Raw genomic sequence first — 20,140 nt, 5'->3', positions numbered from 1 at the left:
ACACTCATCATATGGAAACCCTTACAATTAGGAAATCGTCAAAACCCAAACTCATCATCAAAAACTGGAATGATACTGATCAATATGTAGAATGAACGTGCAAATTAGGGAATCGGTCCGTGCAAGACCATCCTCCGCCTATAAAGTGACGATAGCCTTCAAAGCTAATGCCATCCGCATCGAGTGATAGCTCGGTCGGGATCTAAACTTTCCTCTTCGTGCGGAGGGACATTCATCGGAGAGTTTATAGATTTGAAAATCACTTGCGCGCTACACTACCTATTTCAACTGGAAAATATACAGCTATTTACGTGAATTTCCCTCAAAAACTCGATCTAAATGGAAATGATGTAGTTATTTGTATAAAATCCATCTATCTGCCCCGGAAGCATAGAAGATCACCCATCTGCATGTGAAAAAAAGGCACGCCATCTTTGGCGCACCCTCTCTCAATCATTTTAGACCGAACATAGCTAGGATTAGTGATCGTGATCTTTGCATTTGCATTTGCAATGGCGATATGGATCAGGTATTGGCTTAAACTTAAGATTTAAATTGTCAGGACCAATTTCCTTAATCAGTTTCGTTATTTCTTTATTAATTTTTTTAACTTTCTCAGACTCATACGGAGGAACTGGTCTGTCACAGCATGGGCAAGCTGGTACTTTTTCACACGAAGGATATGTTCTGCCACTGCCACCAGCCAATGAACCAGATGCGCTTAGACTTACCGTTGCCATTGCACCGCTGAAATTGTTCTCCAGAATTAATTTGCTCTGATTAGCTACATTCCCCTGCGCTTCATTAATGAAGGGATTGCTCGACGGAACAAAACCGTTCATGAGATTCTGTGGATTGTCATTATGATCATTCCCAGGGTTGGAAGGATCGTTGATTGTGAAACTATTGGAGCTATTGCTTGTAAAACGGCCGAATAACACGTGTCCAGCTTCATGCGCCAACAAATAAGAATCAGCCGCATTATCTGTCAGAACAACTTGTCCAAAAACACCATAATCAGTCGTGCTATTAAAAAACGTAGTCTGTGGTCCACCATTTCCAACTGCACCTGAGGTTAGGGATGGCCCACTTAAATAAACGACATAGATCGCTGTCGCATTGTTGTTAACCGTCCGAGCTTGCATAATTAGCGATTGAACTCTCGCATCATTCACATTAGAAACCGTATTCGCAATAATCGTCACATCTGAAATGTAATACTCTCTCAAGGAAACAAAATTAATATTACCGCGGACACCAGGAAAAAAACCACTCCCCCATGCTTCGGTTGCACGAGTAAGATCCCCTTGCACTCTAGCTCGACGCATCTCAGGCGTATCGCTAGATCTTGCTCCTCTAGTAAAAATGCTAACTACGGAAACCGTTGCCATTTGCTATCTCCTCCTATAACTCTAGTAGTTCTTTCTACTATAGGAGATGCAAAATAATAGAGAATGGTGTGGACCATTTAAGCAGGGAAAATGTTTAATTTACTTATCAAGGTTTCTTATTTTGGGTTTTTTCATGTTAAAAAGCCTTACGATTAATCGTAAGGCTTTTCTACTATCAAGTACCGCAAAAGGTACGATAGGCACATGCTGTTAGATCAGCTGGACTGACATAATCAACCTGTTCAGGAGAATATGCGAAGGGGGTGGAAAGTACCTCGAGCAGCCGCTCCATCACCGTATAGTCTTCTTGGTTGACTGCAGATGCTAAAGCTTCCTCTACCCGATGGTTACGGGGAATGATTGCTGGGTTATGACTCCTCATTAATTGTTGCGAATCCGCTTTGGTTTCTTGCTGCCTACTTAATCTAGCCTGCCATCGTTCATACCACTGCCTGAAATCCAATTTGTCATACATCAACGTATCCTCAGGCTTATCCAACGTTAACGCCCGAAACGTATTCGTATAATCCGCTCGATACGTATGCATCAAATGGAGTAGCCCTTGAATCAGTGATTCATCCTCTGATTCTTCCTTCCATATCCCCAGTTTGGACCTCATACCGGCTAGCCAATTAGCATGATACTGCTTGGAAAAGTGTGCGATCGCATTCGCGATCAGTTGGGCACCCTGCTTTTCATCGTCATGCAGTAAGGGTAGGAGTGCTTCGGCAAATCTAGCGAGATTCCATGCAGCTATTTCCGGCTGTTTACCAAAGGCATAGCGGCCCTCCGTGTCTCTGGTGCTAAATACCGTCTCTGGATCATAGACATCCAAAAAGGCACAAGGACCATAATCAATGGTTTCTCCACTGACTGCTATGTTATCCGTATTCATCACGCCATGAACAAACCCCACAAGCTGCCATTTGGCAATTAATTGCGCTTGCCGCTGAATCACTTCTTCAAGTAACGCTAGATAGCGGTTCTCAGCACCCAAAGCCTCAGGAAAATGTCTTCGTATTGTGTAATCAGCTAACGCTCGAAGCTCATCTACCGTGCCAAATTCCGAAGCATATTGAAAAGTTGCAAAACGAATATGACTGGCGGCGATACGGGTTAGAATGGCTCCAGATTGTTCCGTTTCGCGAAGGAAAGTTTCACCTGTTGAAACGACAGTTAAACTTCGGGTAGTTGGAATTCCTAGCGCATACATAGCTTCACTAATGATATACTCGCGCAGCATCGGTCCAAGTCCCGCTCTTCCGTCCAAATAGCGAGAGTACGGCGTCTTACCTGATCCCTTCAGCTGAATATCCACTCGTTCTCCATAGGGAGTTAACTGCTCACCAAGGAGGTGTGCTCTTCCATCCCCTAACCTATTAAACTGTCCAAATTGATGACCAGCATAAGCTTGCGCAATGGACAGCCCGCCATCAGGTATCTGGTTTCCTGCGAATATCGCTAAGCTATCACGACTTCGCAACGCACCTTCATTCAAACCTAAGGATGCTGCCAATGGAGTATTCAATAGGATTAACTTCGGAGAGCTCACAGGAGTTGGATTGATCTTGGTATAAAAGAAATGAGGCAACCGCGAATAGCTGTTGTCGAAGTTCCATCCCGCATCGTTCTTTGCTTGTTTCTCTGACATCATATCTCCTTCTTATGCAGCTTTACTTCTACGATTTACAATGGGTAATGGCAGGCCGTCCAGTGCCCTTCCCTGATTGGCAATAAGGCAGGCTGCTCTTCTTTGCACTTAGCGGTTGCCGCTGGGCAGCGCGTATGGAATCTGCAGCCAGACGGTGGATTCGCAGGAGAAGGGATCTCCCCTTCGATCTCGATCCACGCTCTTTTTTGTGAGGGATCCGTCGATGGTATAGAAGAAAGTAATCCCTTCGTGTAGGGATGGGAAGGATGGAGAAACAACTCTTCACTAGGTGCAATTTCAACCAATTTCCCTAAATACATAACTCCGATACGATCAGATAGATGGCGTACAATGTTTAAGCCATGGGCGATAAATAAATAGGTTAATCCCAGTTTTTTCTGCAGATCCTGCATTAAATTTACGATCTGAGCCTGTACGGACACGTCCAATGCAGATACAGCCTCATCAGCAAGGATAAACTTAGGATTGAGTGCGATGGCTCTAGCAATACCAATGCGCTGTCGTTGCCCGCCCGAAAACTCGTGAGGGAACCGATCATACACAGAACGATTCAGCCCTACTAATTCCAATAAGTCCTCTACTTTGGCCCGTTTCTCTGCCTTACTTAACGATTCATGGATATCAAAAGGTTCGCCAATAATATCGCCAACCTTCCAACGCGGGTTCACCGAACCGTATGGATCTTGGAAAATGACCTGCATGTCTCGGCGTACGTCCTGCAGACCTTTGCTCGAAATTTTAGACAAATCTTCTCCTTCGAACAGAACCTCTCCCGCAGTTGCCTTCTCCAACTGCAGCAACACCCGACCTAAGGTAGACTTGCCGCTGCCAGACTCCCCAACTAAACCAAAAGTCTCGCCCTTCTTAATCGAAAAGGATACATCTTCAACCGCGCGAATATAAGACTTCGAACGACTGAATGTTCCTTTCCCTATGGGGTAAAATTTACTTAACCCTTTCACCTCGAAGAGCGTCTCGCTAGTTAAACCTTGTTCGCCAACAACATCAGAAGATCCGTGATCTATCTTTGTATCTAACCTCGTATCTATCTTCGAATCTATCTTTGTATCAACAGCGCCTGCAAATTGCTGCCAGTCTGCACGCTCAACTAATTCCTCTGAGTACCAACAAGCCGTAAGACGTTCATTCACTAACCGTAAAGAAGGACTATCCTTCACACAGCGTTCGGTCGCAAAAGGGCACCTTGGATGAAATCGGCAACCCGATGGCAGATCCGATAGATGGGGAATCGTCCCCTCGATAGAGAACAATCGGGATGAACGATTGCTATCCATCGTCGTAATGGATCGAAGTAACCCTCTCGTATACGGATGATGGGGCTTAGCGAACAATTGCCTGACACTTGCTTGCTCAACGATTTGTCCCGCATACATCACGATGATTTTGTCTGCCATCTCAGCAGCAATCCCCAAATCATGTGTAATAAGCAGGATGGACATATTGAATTCTTCTTTAAGCTCCTGCAGCAAATGAAGGATCTGCGCCTGAATCGTTACATCAAGCGCAGTTGTTGGTTCATCTGCAATAAGCAGTTGAGGACTGCAAGTTAGCGCCATGGCAATCATCGCTCGTTGCAGCATCCCGCCAGAAAGCTCGCCAGGATATTGGTTCATACGAATTTCTGGTTCTGGAATGCCGACCCGCTTTAATAAATAAACAGCTCGCTCCCAGGCTTGTTCCCGATTACCCTGTTTATGCTGGATAATGACTTCGGTAATTTGACTGCCTATGGTAAAAACCGGATCGAAAGCAGCCATGGGTTCTTGAAAGACCATAGCCATCTTTTTCCCTCGTAATGCCCGAAGATCTTTCTGTGACAACGTCGTTAAATCATCGCCATCGAGTACGATTTGACCACCAGATATATGACCATTTTCATAATCGATTAAGCGCATGACGGATTTCGATGTAACCGATTTACCACTGCCTGATTCTCCGACTAGACAGATAGTTTCACCTACGCCAATTGTCAAAGAAACGTCTTGAATGGCCGTGAACGACCCCTTGTTCGTTGTGAATTGTACACTTAAGTTGTCAATTTCAAGCAGTTGCTTCAACTTGCGCCGCCTCCTAGCTATGCCCTTCTTTGCTTTGGATCTAGCGAGTCACGTAGTTTATCTCCGATTAAATTAACGGATATGACGAATAACGTGATCGCGAGGCCTGGAAATGTACAGATCCACCAAGCCACTGTCAGGTAACCTCGTCCCTGCGAGAGAAGCGATCCCCAGTCAGGAATCTCTTTGAGCACACCTAATCCAAGGAAGCTTAGCCCGCTACTAACCAGAATGGATGCACCTAAACCGATCGTGGACATAACCAAGAGTGGCGACCAAGCATTCGTTAAGACATGGCGAAAAAATATACGGAATTTAGAAGCGCCTATTGACCTAGATGCAGTAATGAAGGAGCGATTCTTTATGCTCAGAATCTGACCTCGCATGACCCTTGCATATTGTGGAATGGAGGCAGCTGCAACTGCAAAAATCAGATTAAATAAATGAGGGCCAAGAGCAGCAGCGATGGCTAGTGCCAATAGAATGCCTGGAATCGTCATTAACACATCAATAATACGCATGAAGATCGTGTCAATAACGCCCCCAATGTATCCAGACAGCGCTCCAATACTTCCTCCAATGATGCCTCCTGCAAGTACAGAGGAGAAACCAATAATGAGAGAATCACGACTGCCATACACGACAAGACTGAACACATCTCTGCCAAAATAGTCCGTTCCAAACAAATGAGATGTACTTGGCGCATGCATAATTTGATCACCGAGCATCTCTGTAGGTGCATAAGGAGCAATCCATTGCGGGAAAAGCGCGCAGCCAATAATAAACAACGCCATGATTGCAGCTAGATAAACAAGAATCTCTGAAACATTCCAAGTGCCGGGTATCTTTGTAATTCGAAGAGGCCACTTATGCCTTAGCCCAATCGTTCTCGCAGAAAGAACATCTTTCATCGTCACCTTTCTCCTCTCCACCATGCTTACATATCCGAATTATTGAGTTCGACGAACCCGTGGGTCAATAAATACATACGAAATATCAACTAGTAAATTAACAATGACATATATGATTGCTGAGAAAAATACGACACCTTGCACAACAGGCAAGTCTTTGGACATAATAGCATCCGCGAGAATTCGGCCAATCCCTTGTCTGGAGAAGACAGTTTCAATGACTACGGTCCCCGCCATCAAATCCCCAATATGAATGCCAATAATCGTGATTGCCGGAATTAAAGCGTTGCGAAACGCATGTCGATACATCACTAATCGTTCAGATAATCCTTTGGCACGCAGTGTCACAATGAAGTGCTCATTGATGACTTCGAGCATCGAGTTTCGCACCATCCGAACGATAAATCCTGCTCCGACGAATCCGAGTGTGAGTGAAGGAAGGACAAGTGTGATAAATCCCTTTGATCCCATAGCTGGAAACCAGCCCAAAGATACGGAAAAGATAAGAATCAACAGGATTCCCGACCAGAACGTCGGCATGGATATTCCGAACAACCCGACTATACGAGCTACTACATCGATCCACCGATTGCGGTGTACGGCCGAAAGAACACCGAGCCCTACACCGATAATCGTGGAAATGAGTGTACTCGCTAAAGTAAGTGCCAAAGTTGCTGGGAGATGTTTAAGAATTTTGGACAACACTGGTTCACTGTTTAGTAATGATTTACCGAAATCTCCATGAATCATAGCCATGAAATAGTGTCCAAACTGGACATAGAAGGGTTCATTCAGGCCAAGTTGATGCCTTAAATTTGCAATTGCCTCCGGTGACATGGAAGAAGGATCAATCATGGAAAGCACAGGATCTCCCGGCAGCACATATAAAATACAGAAAACAAGGATTAAGGAACCAAGAATGACCAGCAATGAAACTAGTAGCCGTTCCGTTAATATCCTGCTCATATCAATTAGCTCCCTATAACATTATTTTTGAATAAACGTATCATTAAAGAGTGGGTAACCTAACGGGTCAAATTTTAACCCTTTCACGGTCTTCGAAGCGGCTACCGTATAAGGGAACACATAAATAGGAATGATGACTGCATTATCGATAATGGATTTCTGCACTTGCTTATACAGTTCTGCCCGCTTCTTATCATCGGGTTCGATAGCCCCTTCTTCCAACCATTTATCTACTTGTGGATCTGCAAGCCCTGGAAGACTTGGTCGTGCTTTAGGATCGCTTGTATGATAGAAAGCATACAGCGCATTGGGATCCGAGTTCACTTGACTGTTCCCATAGAAATCATAGTCACCTTTGGTATAAACAACATTGGCTGTATCCTTCGTAATTTCGACTTCAACAACAATTCCAACTTGTTTCAATTGCTGCTGAATAATGACGGCAATATCATTTCGTTTCTCACGGTTAGGTGATCCATCAACATAATGCAGAGTAAGCTTCTTGCCATCTTTTACACGAATGCCATCTGCTCCTTTGAGCCAGCCAAGTTCATCCAATAATTTGTTCGCTTTAGCCAGATCAGGCTTAACCCCATTTTCTAGGGAGGCATCATAACCGAATACTCCAGGAGATAAAGGTGACCAAGCGCGTGGATACGTACCCAAATAAAGTGTTTTGACAATTGCATCTACATCAATCGCTGCTTGAAGCGCTTGTCTGGCTTTGACCTCGCCCCAAGGCGCTTTGCGTTGATTAATAAATAACGTATACGGCAATCCATTCGTATTGACTTGGTGAACTTGAACGCTGGAATCCGACTTCAACGAAACAATATTTTGTGGGGGAATCGTCTCACCCGCAAGAACTTGCTTACTTTGAACACTTCCGATCCGAGTCGCTTCTTCCGGAACAATGCTAAAGGTAATTTGATCCAAGTAGGACTTCCCTTTGTTTTCAACAATCTCCGGCGCCCAGTTATAATCAGGGCTGCGCTTAACTTGAATGGACGCATTCTCTTCCCATTTCACAAATGAAAATGGACCTGATCCGACTGGATTTTTACCAAATTGATCTCCATATTTCTTGGCTGCTGTTGGTGAAACAATCCCCAGTAACGCTTGACTCAGGTTACCTAAGAACGCTCTGGAAGGTGTCTCTAAATTGATTTTCACAGTGAACTCATCAATGACTTCCGCAGATTTATAGGGTTTAAGCAACGCTACGGAATTGGCCGCTTTCGTTGCCGGATCGAGAATCCGATCATAATTGAATTTTACAGCTTCTGCATTAAATGGCGTCCCATCTTGGAACTTGACGTCTTTACGTAATTTGAACGTGTAACTAAGCCCATCAGGAGAAACTGTCCATTCCGTTGCCAACCACGGTTTAATCGAACCATCAGGTAATTGAACAACCAGACTATCATAAATGGTGCGAAGGACTCTTACTGCTACGGCAAGGCCGCTGCGATGCGGATCTAGGGAATCAGGAGACGTTGCCAACGCATAAGTAAGCTCTCCACCCACTACCGCCGTTTGTTTGGCCTCTTGCTTAGGACTCGCAGATTGCGAGGCATCCGAACTTCCATTGTCTTTTGAACCGCACCCTGTCAACACGAGGGCAATGGCTAAAGATAATGCACTAAACTTGATCCAACCTTTTGATCTATTCATTTGTAACGCTCCCCCTTGATTCGTAAATCAGATTAGTTATTCACTGTCTCTTTCACATAGCGATTGGCTGGAAAAGGTAGCCCCAAATTCCCTCTAAGCGTATCGGACTCATATTCCGTTCGATAAATGCCGCGTTCCTGTAGAATAGGAATGACCAGATCTACAAAATCGCTCAAACCATTTGGAACACCTGATCCAACTATAAATCCGTCTGCTGCACCGCTCTCGTACCATTCTTGAATGCGATCTGCAACTTGTACCGGAGTACCTATAAATAACGGTCTTGGTGTAGCGGATTGAAGAGCAACTTGACGAAGAGTGAGCCCTTCTTCCTGGGCATTTTGTTTAATGCGATCCGTCGTGCTTTGGAAGCTGTTTTTACCCAACTCACCTAAGTCTGGGAATGGGGCATCCAAGTCGTATTGTGTAAAGTCATGATGTTCGAAGAAACGGCCTAGATACGCAAGTGCTTCCCCAATTGTCACCAAATTGGCAACATCCTGATATTTCCGCTCAGCTTCTTCTTCTGTAACACCAATGATCGGACCAATACCAGGCATAACGACAATCTCATCGGGATTTCTACCGAAATGTGCAGCTCTTCCTTTTACATCTTCATAAAACCGCCTTGCATCCTCCACAGTCGGTTGACCTGTAAAGATCGCATCCGCCTCTCTGGCGGCTAAATTTTTCCCATCCTCCGATGATCCTGCTTGGAAAATAACTGGCCGTCCTTGCTTCGATCTTCCGATATTCAGTGGTCCCTGTATGGAGAAAAATTCGCCCTTATGATCTAAACGGTGGAGTTTATCGGGATCGAAGAATTGCCCTGATTGTTTATCCCTTGTAAATGCATCATCTTCCCATGAATCCCATAATCCTTTGGACACCTGTAGATATTCAGATGCAATTCGATATCGCTTAGGATGATCTGGATGATCCTCCAACTTCTTATTGTAGTTCAGTGCTGATCCCTCCAGCGGGGAAGTGACCACATTCCAACCTGCTCTGCCATCACTGATATGATCGAGTGAGGAGAATTGTCTCGACACCGTGAAGGGTTCGCTGTAAGACGTAGATAGCGTTCCTACCAGACCGATCTTGGAAGTTACGGAAGCGAGCGCGGAAAGAATAGTAATCGGCTCAAACCGATTCAAGAAATGGGGGATCGACTTCTCATTAATGAATAGTCCATCAGCGATAAATAGTAAGTCGAATTTACCAGCTTCCGCTTTCTGTGCTTGCTCTTTGTAATACTTGAAATTCACACTGGCATCAACAATCGCATCTGGATGTTTCCATGATGACATATTGCCACCAACTCCATGAATGATAGCCCCAAGTTTTAGTTGTTTTTGTTTTGGCATCCTAAATCCTCCCTTTTCAATCAACAATAATTCCTATTGGTTTAATTGGTTTTAGCTTTCTACTTACTGTATCACCGCCAAAAGGGACGGTCAATCGTAGATAAAGATGTTCTATTGATGAATAGAATTCTTCTATATAGTGGCTTTTTTCCAGTCAAACTCTTTCAATGCATCCAGAAATAAATTGGAAAAATCGAGGCTGGATTCTTTTAATGTAATGAGAATTGTACGTAAAGAGAGACCTCCCAATGCCTGAATATCAATGGGCACAAGCAGCCCTTCTTTTACTTCTTGACGTACACATAGCTCCGGCAGAAAGGAAATACCCAAGCCTTTAACCACAAGCTTCTTGGCTGTTTCCAGGTTATCGATTTGGTACTCGATTTGTGGAGGATGATCCAGTGTTGCAAAAAGCCGATGAATCTTCACCCAATCCAGTGACCCGCACTCAAAAAAGACTAGTGATTCGCGGCCTATATCCTGAATCGTCAAAGGTTTCTTACTTACAAAAGGATGGTTAGGATGGACGAAAAGGCGAATTGGATCCTCGTAAAAACCCAGAATATCGATATGGGGATGCGTCACATTTCGGACAAAGCCAATATCGATTTCTTTATTCAGAAGCATTTCCAGAATAACCTCGGTCGGTGCCGTCGTCACTTTAATTTGAAGATGAGTATGCTTATTCTTAATCCATGGAAGAATTTCGGGGATCATATAATTGGAAACAGATACGGTACAACCGACTCTGAGCTCATTATAATCCTTATTGACATGTTGAAGCTGTTGCTTCCCCTTTTTATAACTTTGGAGTATTTGCCCTGCGAAGGGAAGAAACTGCTTTCCTTTATCTGTCAGTGTGAAATTTCTACCCTCTCTCTCGAAGAGTAAAGTGTTCAAATCACGCTCCAACGATTGGATTCGGGCCGTTACGGAAGGCTGTGACAAGAACAAAGCATCCGCAGCTTTATTAAAACTGTTATAATGAATCACGTAGACGAAAGCTTCGATATTTTCAATATTCATATGATCATGACTTCCTCTCCGACTTCCCCCTCATCAAGAACTTCGAGAGTACGTTGTATGTAAAGCCTCTTCTTGATTTTGTAAGTAGGTAGATACACCCTCGAACGCTTCCTGTGCATCGACACCATCAAGTTGAAGGGCAATGGTTGATTGTTCGCGAAGTGACATACTCCAGGATACGATGCCTAATAGGCCTTTCGCATTCAACTTTTCCCCTTGTGCGCCTAAATAAATTTGACTCGTATATTGATTCGCCACGGTCACAAAATTCAGAACGCGATCCAGAGTCCAAGGTTGATCCAACGTAAATGTCCAATCTATTTTCATAAGAACTCCTCCTCTAAGCTAGTATTCAAAAAAAAGAGACACAATCATCCCCGTTAGTTAGGATGAAGCATCTCCAGTTATCTGGTTGATTCCGATAATTCCGATTAATTTACTTGTATTTAAATTATAGTAACTCAGACAACCTTTTGTCAACGGTTGACATCATAAATTTTCAAGTTTTCTTTGATGAACATGACGCTCATCCAAACAACTTCTGGTCCTTATGCTTAGCATACCCCACCTTCCTCTTCCATGCAGCTCCAAGAAGCGTTACACCTGTCAGGAGGAATACGAATTGAATGCCCAGCCATCCCCCCATAAACCCACCTAGTAAGGGGCCAACGACAATTCCGAATTGACTTGACGATTGGTTCAGGCTCACGGCTCTTCCGCGGAAATCCGCATCAGTATATTTAACGATAAGCACATTGAGCGCTGGAAACACAGCAGCAAAAAACAAGCCATAACTAAAGCGAAGAATGCCAAAGCCAATAAGGTTATGAACACCAAGCTGCAGCAGATTGCCAATTCCACCGCCTATCAACCCAATGAATAATACCTTCTCATAACCGATTCTCCCGCCAATGATTCCCCACCGAGGACCCATAATGACCGTGGCTACGCCCACTGCTGAGAAAACAATTCCCGAGCTCAGAGTCGCTTTATCGACACTTCCGCCGATTTGAACGACATAGAGTGTCAGCAGCGGCTCCATAATCATAACGGAAGTAGAGACTAGCAAAGTTAGCCCAAATATCCCCATCAGTTTGGTGTTACGAGCCGCAAGTTTAAGATCCTTGAAGACACTTATACGAGTTTCATCTTGTTGCCTATGAACTTCTTTCACACCCACAAGTACGATCAAAGCAGAAATCAACGTAATAACGCCCGATGCAACGAAGCATGCTCGCAGTCCCATCCAATGACTTAACACACCTCCGACAAGCGGTCCAATAATTCCTCCGGCTGCCGTTGATGTTGATATCACACCGAGCGCGTATCCGACGTGCTTCTCCGGTGTATTCGTGCCAACCAAAGCGATGGAAGCAGGACCAAAGCCTGCCATAAGTCCCTGAAATATTCGAACAAGAATGAAGGTGAACAAATCAACTACAAAATAATTGGCAAAATGAGCCAAGGCTAAGCCAATCCCTGAACGAATTAACATCGGTTTCTTCCCAAACTTATCCGCTAGCGATCCCCAAAATGGCGCACACAACCCACTAATCAAGAAACTAATAGAAATGGAAATACCTGACCACATTTCAAGCCTATTCTGAATACCTAAATCATTTTGCAAGAAGATTGGAAAAAAAGGTACAGATAGGGTATATGCGATATGGCTAATAAATAAACCCAGCCATAGAATATGTAGATTGCGTTTCCAATAGCGTTCCATTTGTCACCCCTTATGTAACTTCCAAGCATGAAAAGAACCTCACAGCAGATGCTGTAAGGAGATTGGGTAGCTATGCTTAACTCACTAGCCTAGTATGGAACGGACAACTTGGATGATGGCCGTCTTTTCCAACTCACGCGCTTGAGGGCGCTGTTCCTTCAAATAATCAAATAATGCTTTCCTCACGTCCTCATCGACCTCGGAAAGAGCCTTACCTTCGCCTTCCCACTCGGGGTGGGATTCCCAAAACTCATCGATCCAATCCCGGTTTAAATACGTAATTTGGTCGGGACGTTCAGAGAAGAACCCTAATTCCTCGCCCGCACCGTTGAAAAACACATAGGTTGGAATATGATTACGCCCATCTGCGTGCAGGTAAGCGGCAGCAATATCTTGATTGTCTGGGTCACGTGGTAAAATATGCAATTTCAATTTACCTGTCACATGTTCGATTTTGCCGAATAGCGGTAAATTCGCCACAACATCTCCACACCAGTCATGCGCAAGTACCAGAACATCTATGTGCTCGGTAAGCCCTTCAAAATAAGCCAATTCCTGCCCGGTCAATTCATAACGTGCGAAATTCTCATGCAACCTCTCCACATTTACTTTGGCGCCGCTAACGAATTGCTCATAAGTTAAGGCCTCTTGGAAGGCCTTCTCCCTTCTTTCCTTCGAAATCCCTTCTGCTTTCTGAATGCTCATTGTGACATCCCTCCAGAAATGGTTTTCATACCGTTAATCCCACCGGTGAATGGTTCCATACTGTACTTGGAATCTCTCGTCGCAAAACAGGTGCAACCTCGGTGGCAAATCGCTCAATCTGTTCGCGCTGCTCCGTTTCGGTCAAGCCATCTACACTGATACTGACCACTTGATGCCCGTAGGCTTCATAATAATTCAGGATCTTCTCGATGACTTGATCTGGACTGCCAATCAGGACGGGCCCATTCTTCACATTGTCCTCCAGATCTTTGAATGGCGAATTGTTGACCTGAGAGGCTGCTGTTGCATGGAACGCATCGTAATAGGGCCGAAAGCGCCCAATCGCTTCTTCCGTGGTGTTCGCCAAATACAAACTACCAAAACCAGAACCAACAATAGCTTGTTGCGGATCATGGCCATAATAAGCCAATCGTTCGCGATAGTGATCGATTAACGCCTTATATTTAGCCTGTGGATGGAACGTATTCGAAGAGAAAATCGGTTCCCCATATTTCGCAGCCAACTCCGTTGACAATGTACTTGAAGCGCTGCCATGCCATACGGGGATGGCAGGTTGAAAGGGTCTCGGCTGTGTCGTCACATTATCCAATGGTGAACGATAACGGCCCTGCCAAGTAACGTTTTCTTCATTCCACAAGCGTTTCAGGAGTGCATATCGCTCCGCAAGGGATTCCCACTGTTCCTCTTCCGTAATGCCGAAAAGCGGGTAGTGGCGAGGGTCATTCCCTTTGCCAATGATCAGCTCAATTCTTCCCCCTGAGAGATGATCGAGTGTCGCATAGTCCTCAGCAACACGTATCGGATCGAGGACACTGAGTACAGTAACCGTTGTTAACAATCGTATACGTGAGGTTCTAGCAGCAATTGCGGTTAGAACAACGGGTGGCGAAGACGAGATAAACGGTGCGCCATGCCGCTCCCCCACACCATAAGCATCAAAGCCCAGTTCTTCAGCAAGGACAGCTTGTTTCAGCACATTCTCGAATTTCTGGTAGGTTGTTAGGGTTTCTCCGCTTACCGCATTCGGTATATTCATCATTAGACTAAATAAGGCAAATTTCAAGGTCTACATTCCCTTCTCTTCAGCAGGATCAAAACAACGGCACCCTGTATTTATCCCCTTTTTCTGAATAGAGAATAGCTTCTGAGCTATATAAATCAACTTCCTTCAGAGGAGTTTGAATGTTCCCTAACGTGAGTTTATTCGTCTTCAGTGCTTGGAGCAACGAGGGGATGTGTTTATGATCCGTACCGATTAAATTCACATTTACCGTTTCTTGATTAAATAAAATATTGGTTTTATGATAATCACCCCAACGATCCACTTTATTTAAGCTTGTAAGTTTTAAAGAATCCAATAATACGCCCATTACATACTCACTCCTTTTTATAAAATAAAATAAAAAAATAGCATGGATTCAATAATCCATGCTTCCGGATGACCAGTCAGCTTTTTAATTCCGATTAATTCAATGTGTTTTATAAGTTTTAAAATATCACTGTTTTATCGTATTGTCAACAGGAAACCGTATTAGAATCGTAGTTCCCATCCCTAAATAACTATGAACATGAACGCCATACTTTGAACCATACTGAAGTTTAATTCGTTCGTCCACATTGCGGATGCCGTAACCTAGCGCTTCTTCTCCCAAATTAGATAATTGTTCGGTGGTGTGTTTATCCATTCCAATTCCATCATCAATAACCTTAAACTCAATGATATCGTTCGTTAGACTCCCTGTAATTCGCACATTTAAGTTATTATTTTTGTACCAAGCATGCTCTAGTGCGTTCTCAACAAACGGCTGAAGAATTAATTTGACGGTCTGCATGGGCAATAGAATGGGATCTACCTCATAGCTAAAACTTAGCTTCGCATCGTATTTTATTTTTTGAATCTCGATATATAAGTGAACTTGCTCTAATTCTTTGGCTATCGTAATTAATGATTTACCGTTATTTAGCGTCAACCGGTAGAACTGGCTCAATTGGATAATCATTTGATGCATGCGATCGGTTTGTCCTAACTTTCCGAGTGTACTAATTGCTGATAAAGTGTTATAGAGGAAATGGGGATTAATCTGAGCCTGCAGCGCGGATAATTCGGCCGAGGCACTTCTAAGCTTCGTCTCGTACACCTCTTGAATTAAATGATTAATGGTTCCAGCCATCTTGTTAAATGAATGTGAGATTTTGCCGAATTCATCTTTGTCGGTAACGTGAATTTGCTCTAAATAATGGCCCTGATGGAAGCTGTCCAGCGCATTCACGATCTTCGTGACCCTTCTCGAAAAATATTGCGAAATGAACGCCCCAAGAATAAGTAAAACAACCATGCTAATTAAGCAAGCCACGAGTGTAGCAACCTTTAACTTTCTCGCTTCCGCTTGCATTTCATGCATGGGCACATATAAAACCATCTTCCCTTGTATTTCCGGAAGCTCCTTTTCAACTTTCAAATAGGAATGATCATTCTGCAGGTTATCTAACGAGAGGGTTCCCTCGCCCGCCGGTTCGCTTTTGTAGACGATATTCCCTGTACGGTCAAGAATGAGCATCACACTCTTATTGCCCGGCTTCTCTATATTCGCCGTATCGAATAACTCATCAATCGGAATTTGAATACGGAGCACACCTAAGTTTTCAAGCGGAATTCTGGTGATGTTCAAAAGTGGACGAACGACAGAAAAGGTATGGTACTCTGAATCATCAAAAACCTGTCCCCACTGCGATTGATCCTGGGATAGGTTGAGCTGGTTATACCAAGGTTTGTCCTTAACTCTTGAACTATAATAGATGCTGTATTCTTTGGCACCTAAACCTAAAGGTCTGGTTGTGGAATAGACTTCAGGCAACGTTTCATTATTTATATATAGAGCAATTTGAATCGTATGTGTGGATAGCTGCAAGGCGGATGCTAGTTTGGGCTGCAAATACTTCGTATATTCCTCCCATCCCGTCAGCGGAGACTGTTTCGTATGAAGCAACTGTTGTGTTCTTGCATCCCAGAATAGGAAATCAGAAACCCTCTTAATATCGGCTATTCGAAATTCAAGGTTACTCCGCAGTTGTTCGATGACGAGTCCCGTGTTTTCTTCTGTTTGCTTGGTCAAACTATTCAGCGATACACGATAGGAGAAATTACCGATCGCCAAGATAGAAATTAAGACAAGGGTAGAAAAGGCGAAGATTAGTTTATTGCGGAAGCTCACATTTTACCCCTTCTTTCGATAGTCCCCTGGCGAGATATTAAACCTTTTTTTGAATAACCGATAGAAATGAGTCATATTCTTAAACCCTAATCGGTCCGCTGCCTCATAAATTTTCATTGTAGGGTCATCTAATAGCAATTTAACCTTATCTAACCTCTGATTCAACATATAGTCTGAAAAGTGAATTGAGGTTTCTTCCTTGAATAATTGTCCTAAGTGATTGGGCGAATACAAGAAGTGTTTAGCTAAATCTTTGAGTGTGATCCCTTCCTCTAAATGTTCAAGGATATACAACTCTACTTTTTCGATCAACTTTTTATTTCGTTTGGCCAATTTGTTCTGGAGCAATTCGGATATTTCAAACATCTTTTTCCGCAGCCAATCCCGAAGATCCTGCACTGTTTCAAATTGATAAATGATATCAAGATGGTGGAAATCCCACTGCAGCAGATCATAGACATCTTCATTCTTCTCGTGCAAGAAATCGTTCGCTTTACCTACAACATAGATCGTGAAATGGTAGACCGAATTTCGGCTCTCTAATTTTAGAATGAGGGTACCCAATTGCTCCATAATGTCGTAAATATCAACCAACTGGTAGTTCTGTATCGCGCCAAAAAGCTGTGATAGCAGCCCATCTGCGTCGCTTAGAATTTGTTGAGAGGATTCAAGATTCAACTGGGCTGTGGCATAAGGTAAAACTCTTCCTTTTCCATTGAACATTTTCTGTCCCAGTGCTTGCGTGGCCTCTTCAAATGATTTATAGATGACATCTATATCGATAACCGGGTTGCCCAATCCAATGGTAATGGTAAAGGAAGAATGCTGAGTAACGTCTTGAATCAGATTCTCCAGCCATTCCAGCGTTTCCCCGTAGGATTTCTCCGGAATGACTATGCCCAGTCTCTTGTTTTCAAGTTCCGCAAATAAATAATTGTCCTTCAGAAGCCTTGCTGTCAGATAGGATAAAGCATTTTTGATCCGCTGCTGATGCACTTCCGAGTCCAGCATCGTGAGACTTCGATCGACATCATCCAGCTCCAGAACTGCACTTCGCCAACACATGGCCTCTTGGTTTGGAAAGTGAGTTATCATGTCATTTCTAAAACTCTCATCGGAATTGCCATGGAGAAGCTGTTTCACGGCATTATTTTTGACAATATGTTCAGATGTACTCCATTGCGACTTTAATTGTTTAAAATCTCGTGCTTGTTCAATTCGTTGAACAGCGTTCCCTATGGCCTCCAGCAGCTCGTTATAATCAATTGGTTTAAGAATATATCCTTCCACGCCAAACTGGATAGCCTTCTTGGCATATTCAAAATCCTCATAACCACTAATGAGAATAAAAATAATCGAGGGTTTAATCAGTTTCGCTCGCCTAACCAATTCTAAGCCTGACATAATAGGCATCTTAATATCTGTAATTACAATATCTAGAGGGAGTTCATTTATATAATCCAACGCGGTAAACCCATCATTTGCCTCAGCTGCTAGCTTTAAATTCAGTTTATCCCATGGGATAAACGTGCGTATTCCAATAATTTCTAATGGTTGATCATCGACGATTAAGACATTCAGCATTTTACATCACCCTATCGAAATATCTCATCCAATTCAAATGGAGGATATACCAAGTATACCCTCCTATTTTGCCATTTGCACAAAAAAACTTACTTATCCTTTCATTTTCTTAAGGTTTTCCTGCCATTTGTCCGTCATGTATTTTAATACTTTATCATACCCAGCTGCTTCTGCATTGCTTTGCGCTTTATTGATAATTTGAAGCGCCTCGTCACTATTTTTCGCAAAAACAGCACGCGCATATGCCTCTTTCATTAGATCTTTCACTTGAACATAGATGATACCAAGGTCCGAATCTGGCAAAGGTTGAATGCCTTCGAATTCAGTTGTATCCGTTGAGCTTGCTTTCAGAATCTTGACAGCAGACGCACCATCAAATTGATCAGGCTTTTTATCTCCATAGCGTTCTTCGTTCAGATTGATTAGATTTTGACGTAAATTCGAGTTGGCAAAATAGTTGCCTCCACCAATCTTCAATTTATCTTTGTCAGCCTTTGGTATGGTCTTGGCTTTATCATTGGGAATCGGTACGCCATCTTTATCGACTTCATCCCACAGCAAACCTTTCGGTCCGAAGGTCAACAACTGTTGTCCTTCCAGTCCAGTAGCCCAATCCATGTAAGCGAATAGTTTCTCGGGATCTTTCGCTTTCTTCGTAATGACATTGACATTCCAACCCAATGTAGAGAAATTAGCCGGTTTGATTTTGGATGCGTTCAACCCTTTATCATGAATGGGGGGAATAACCATGTAGCCATTCTCATTATTTTTCTCAGCTAAAATACGATGCCCTTCCTCTACCTGAAAGATGTTATTCAATCCAACAACAGCCACTCGGCCTGTTTTTAGCTTTTCTTTAAGCTGATCACTTTTTTGGGTAAAAGCATCCTGTGTGATCAATTTCTCGTTAAACAATTTATTGCTCTCTACGACCGATTTCAACAATGCAGGATCTTTGAAAATGGATTGGAATTGATTTTTGTCAGGATAAGCTTTTAAGACGTCGAGGAAATAAATGTTCCTGTCTTCGCTATATCCGGAATAAATAAGATTACCTGCCTGAAGGACGCCTCCGCCAGAAAGCTCCCCAGTTTCCATTGGAATGACATTCGGATAGGCTTCTTTCACTTTCCTCAAGTAAGCTTCAAGATCTTCAAATGTCTCTAGCTTCGGTGAACCCAACGCCTTGTAAATTTCCTTATTTACAGCCCAGCCCGTATTGCCGTTTTCTCCCCCATAATAATCTGGAAAGCCGTACAATTTACCATCTGAGGATTTCAACATGCCTAACGTTTTATCTCCAGCCCATTTCTTTAAGTTCGGATACTTGTTAATGTAGGCATCAATAGGCGCCAATTGTCCAGCCTGTACTAATTTCTCCAAATCAGCGGCTCGGTCTAATGTAATTAAATCTGGCAGTTCGTTCGATACGATCATCGAATTAAACTTCTGAGTTGCTGCTCCTCCAGATTGAATGAAGGTGACATTAACCCCTTTTTGATCCTTAATCCACTGTGTCGGCGGATCCTGCCCCCATGGACTCGAAACTGCCCAATCATAATGAATATACCAGCTAAAATTCAAACCCTTAAAATCTACGGCAGGAGATGATGTCGTATTAACCACATTGGTGGCCGTAGCGGCGGGTTGCTCTGTTTGACTTGACTTGCTGCAGCCTGTCGCCGCCACTAGACTAATTGCCGTTAATGCTACCGCTGGTAAAAGATACTTACGATTCAATCTTCTCATTTCTAATTGTCCCCTCTCAATCTCACTCTCAATTATATATGAAAAAGGCATAGCCTTT

Annotated in this window: 16 protein-coding genes; all 16 read right to left on the bottom strand. The window is 43.4% G+C overall.

Going from position 1 to position 20,140, the window contains the following annotated elements:
• Positions 1-479: 479 nt before the first annotated feature.
• Entirely contained in the window at positions 480-1,391 is a 912-nt protein-coding gene (locus HQN88_RS13045; RefSeq protein WP_173112144.1) for a zinc metalloprotease, read from the bottom strand.
• A 175-nt stretch (positions 1,392-1,566) separates the two neighbouring features.
• Positions 1,567-3,045: a protein adenylyltransferase SelO gene (locus HQN88_RS13040; RefSeq protein WP_173112141.1), complete on the bottom strand. Its 1,479-nt coding sequence runs from the start codon at positions 3,043-3,045 to the stop codon at positions 1,567-1,569.
• Positions 3,046-3,077: 32 nt separating this feature from the next.
• A complete protein-coding gene (locus HQN88_RS13035) occupies positions 3,078-5,141 on the bottom strand; it encodes a dipeptide ABC transporter ATP-binding protein (protein WP_173112138.1) in 2,064 nt (687 codons plus the stop codon).
• Positions 5,142-5,158: 17 nt separating this feature from the next.
• Entirely contained in the window at positions 5,159-6,052 is an 894-nt protein-coding gene (locus HQN88_RS13030; RefSeq protein ID WP_173112135.1) for an ABC transporter permease, read from the bottom strand.
• 39 nt (positions 6,053-6,091) lie between these two features.
• Positions 6,092-7,018 (bottom strand): ABC transporter permease, encoded by a 927-nt coding sequence (locus tag HQN88_RS13025; protein ID WP_173112132.1) that lies wholly within the window; start codon positions 7,016-7,018, stop codon positions 6,092-6,094.
• Between the two features lie 21 nt (positions 7,019-7,039).
• Entirely contained in the window at positions 7,040-8,692 is a 1,653-nt protein-coding gene (locus HQN88_RS13020; protein WP_173112129.1) for an ABC transporter substrate-binding protein, read from the bottom strand.
• Positions 8,693-8,724: 32 nt separating this feature from the next.
• A complete protein-coding gene (locus HQN88_RS13015) occupies positions 8,725-10,059 on the bottom strand; it encodes an LLM class flavin-dependent oxidoreductase (protein ID WP_173112126.1) in 1,335 nt (444 codons plus the stop codon).
• 132 nt (positions 10,060-10,191) lie between these two features.
• A complete protein-coding gene (locus HQN88_RS13010; RefSeq protein WP_173112123.1) occupies positions 10,192-11,085 on the bottom strand; it encodes a LysR family transcriptional regulator in 894 nt (297 codons plus the stop codon).
• A 33-nt stretch (positions 11,086-11,118) separates the two neighbouring features.
• The gene (locus HQN88_RS13005) at positions 11,119-11,412 is read right to left on the bottom strand and encodes an HPr family phosphocarrier protein (protein ID WP_173112120.1); all 294 of its coding nucleotides are present in this window, start codon (positions 11,410-11,412) and stop codon (positions 11,119-11,121) included.
• 199 nt (positions 11,413-11,611) lie between these two features.
• A complete protein-coding gene (locus HQN88_RS13000; RefSeq protein ID WP_173112117.1) occupies positions 11,612-12,811 on the bottom strand; it encodes an MFS transporter in 1,200 nt (399 codons plus the stop codon).
• Between the two features lie 84 nt (positions 12,812-12,895).
• Positions 12,896-13,516: a thioredoxin family protein gene (locus HQN88_RS12995; protein ID WP_173112114.1), complete on the bottom strand. Its 621-nt coding sequence runs from the start codon at positions 13,514-13,516 to the stop codon at positions 12,896-12,898.
• 25 nt (positions 13,517-13,541) lie between these two features.
• Complete coding sequence (locus HQN88_RS12990; RefSeq protein WP_173112111.1) at positions 13,542-14,600, bottom strand: LLM class flavin-dependent oxidoreductase; 1,059 nt, start codon at positions 14,598-14,600, stop codon at positions 13,542-13,544.
• 28 nt (positions 14,601-14,628) lie between these two features.
• Positions 14,629-14,907, bottom strand: a complete 279-nt coding sequence (locus HQN88_RS12985; RefSeq protein WP_246320211.1) for a hypothetical protein — start codon at positions 14,905-14,907, stop codon at positions 14,629-14,631.
• Between the two features lie 126 nt (positions 14,908-15,033).
• Complete coding sequence (locus HQN88_RS12980) at positions 15,034-16,749, bottom strand: cache domain-containing sensor histidine kinase (protein WP_173112108.1); 1,716 nt, start codon at positions 16,747-16,749, stop codon at positions 15,034-15,036.
• A gap of 3 nt (positions 16,750-16,752) precedes the next feature.
• Positions 16,753-18,333 (bottom strand): response regulator, encoded by a 1,581-nt coding sequence (locus tag HQN88_RS12975; protein WP_173112105.1) that lies wholly within the window; start codon positions 18,331-18,333, stop codon positions 16,753-16,755.
• Positions 18,334-18,426: 93 nt separating this feature from the next.
• Positions 18,427-20,082: an extracellular solute-binding protein gene (locus tag HQN88_RS12970; protein ID WP_173112103.1), complete on the bottom strand. Its 1,656-nt coding sequence runs from the start codon at positions 20,080-20,082 to the stop codon at positions 18,427-18,429.
• Positions 20,083-20,140: the final 58 nt, after the last annotated feature.

Source organism: Paenibacillus qinlingensis (assembly GCF_013204845.1).
In the GTDB taxonomy this organism is placed as follows: domain Bacteria; phylum Bacillota; class Bacilli; order Paenibacillales; family NBRC-103111; genus Paenibacillus_E; species Paenibacillus_E qinlingensis.
The sequence above is the reverse complement of the archived record's forward strand: the minus strand, read 5'-3'. Positions and strand labels throughout refer to the sequence as shown.

Coding starts and splice junctions, on each gene's coding strand:
- HQN88_RS12975 (WP_173112105.1), bottom strand. CDS start 18,333: ATGCTGAATGTCTTAATCGTCGATGATCAACCATTAGAAATTATTGGA.
- HQN88_RS13005 (WP_173112120.1), bottom strand. CDS start 11,412: ATGAAAATAGATTGGACATTTACGTTGGATCAACCTTGGACTCTGGAT.
- HQN88_RS13015 (WP_173112126.1), bottom strand. CDS start 10,059: ATGCCAAAACAAAAACAACTAAAACTTGGGGCTATCATTCATGGAGTT.
- HQN88_RS13040 (WP_173112141.1), bottom strand. CDS start 3,045: ATGATGTCAGAGAAACAAGCAAAGAACGATGCGGGATGGAACTTCGAC.
- HQN88_RS13025 (WP_173112132.1), bottom strand. CDS start 7,018: ATGAGCAGGATATTAACGGAACGGCTACTAGTTTCATTGCTGGTCATT.
- HQN88_RS13020 (WP_173112129.1), bottom strand. CDS start 8,692: ATGAATAGATCAAAAGGTTGGATCAAGTTTAGTGCATTATCTTTAGCC.
- HQN88_RS13000 (WP_173112117.1), bottom strand. CDS start 12,811: ATGGAACGCTATTGGAAACGCAATCTACATATTCTATGGCTGGGTTTA.
- HQN88_RS12985 (WP_246320211.1), bottom strand. CDS start 14,907: ATGGGCGTATTATTGGATTCTTTAAAACTTACAAGCTTAAATAAAGTG.
- HQN88_RS13010 (WP_173112123.1), bottom strand. CDS start 11,085: ATGAATATTGAAAATATCGAAGCTTTCGTCTACGTGATTCATTATAAC.
- HQN88_RS12970 (WP_173112103.1), bottom strand. CDS start 20,082: ATGAGAAGATTGAATCGTAAGTATCTTTTACCAGCGGTAGCATTAACG.
- HQN88_RS13030 (WP_173112135.1), bottom strand. CDS start 6,052: ATGAAAGATGTTCTTTCTGCGAGAACGATTGGGCTAAGGCATAAGTGG.
- HQN88_RS13045 (WP_173112144.1), bottom strand. CDS start 1,391: ATGGCAACGGTTTCCGTAGTTAGCATTTTTACTAGAGGAGCAAGATCT.
- HQN88_RS12995 (WP_173112114.1), bottom strand. CDS start 13,516: ATGAGCATTCAGAAAGCAGAAGGGATTTCGAAGGAAAGAAGGGAGAAG.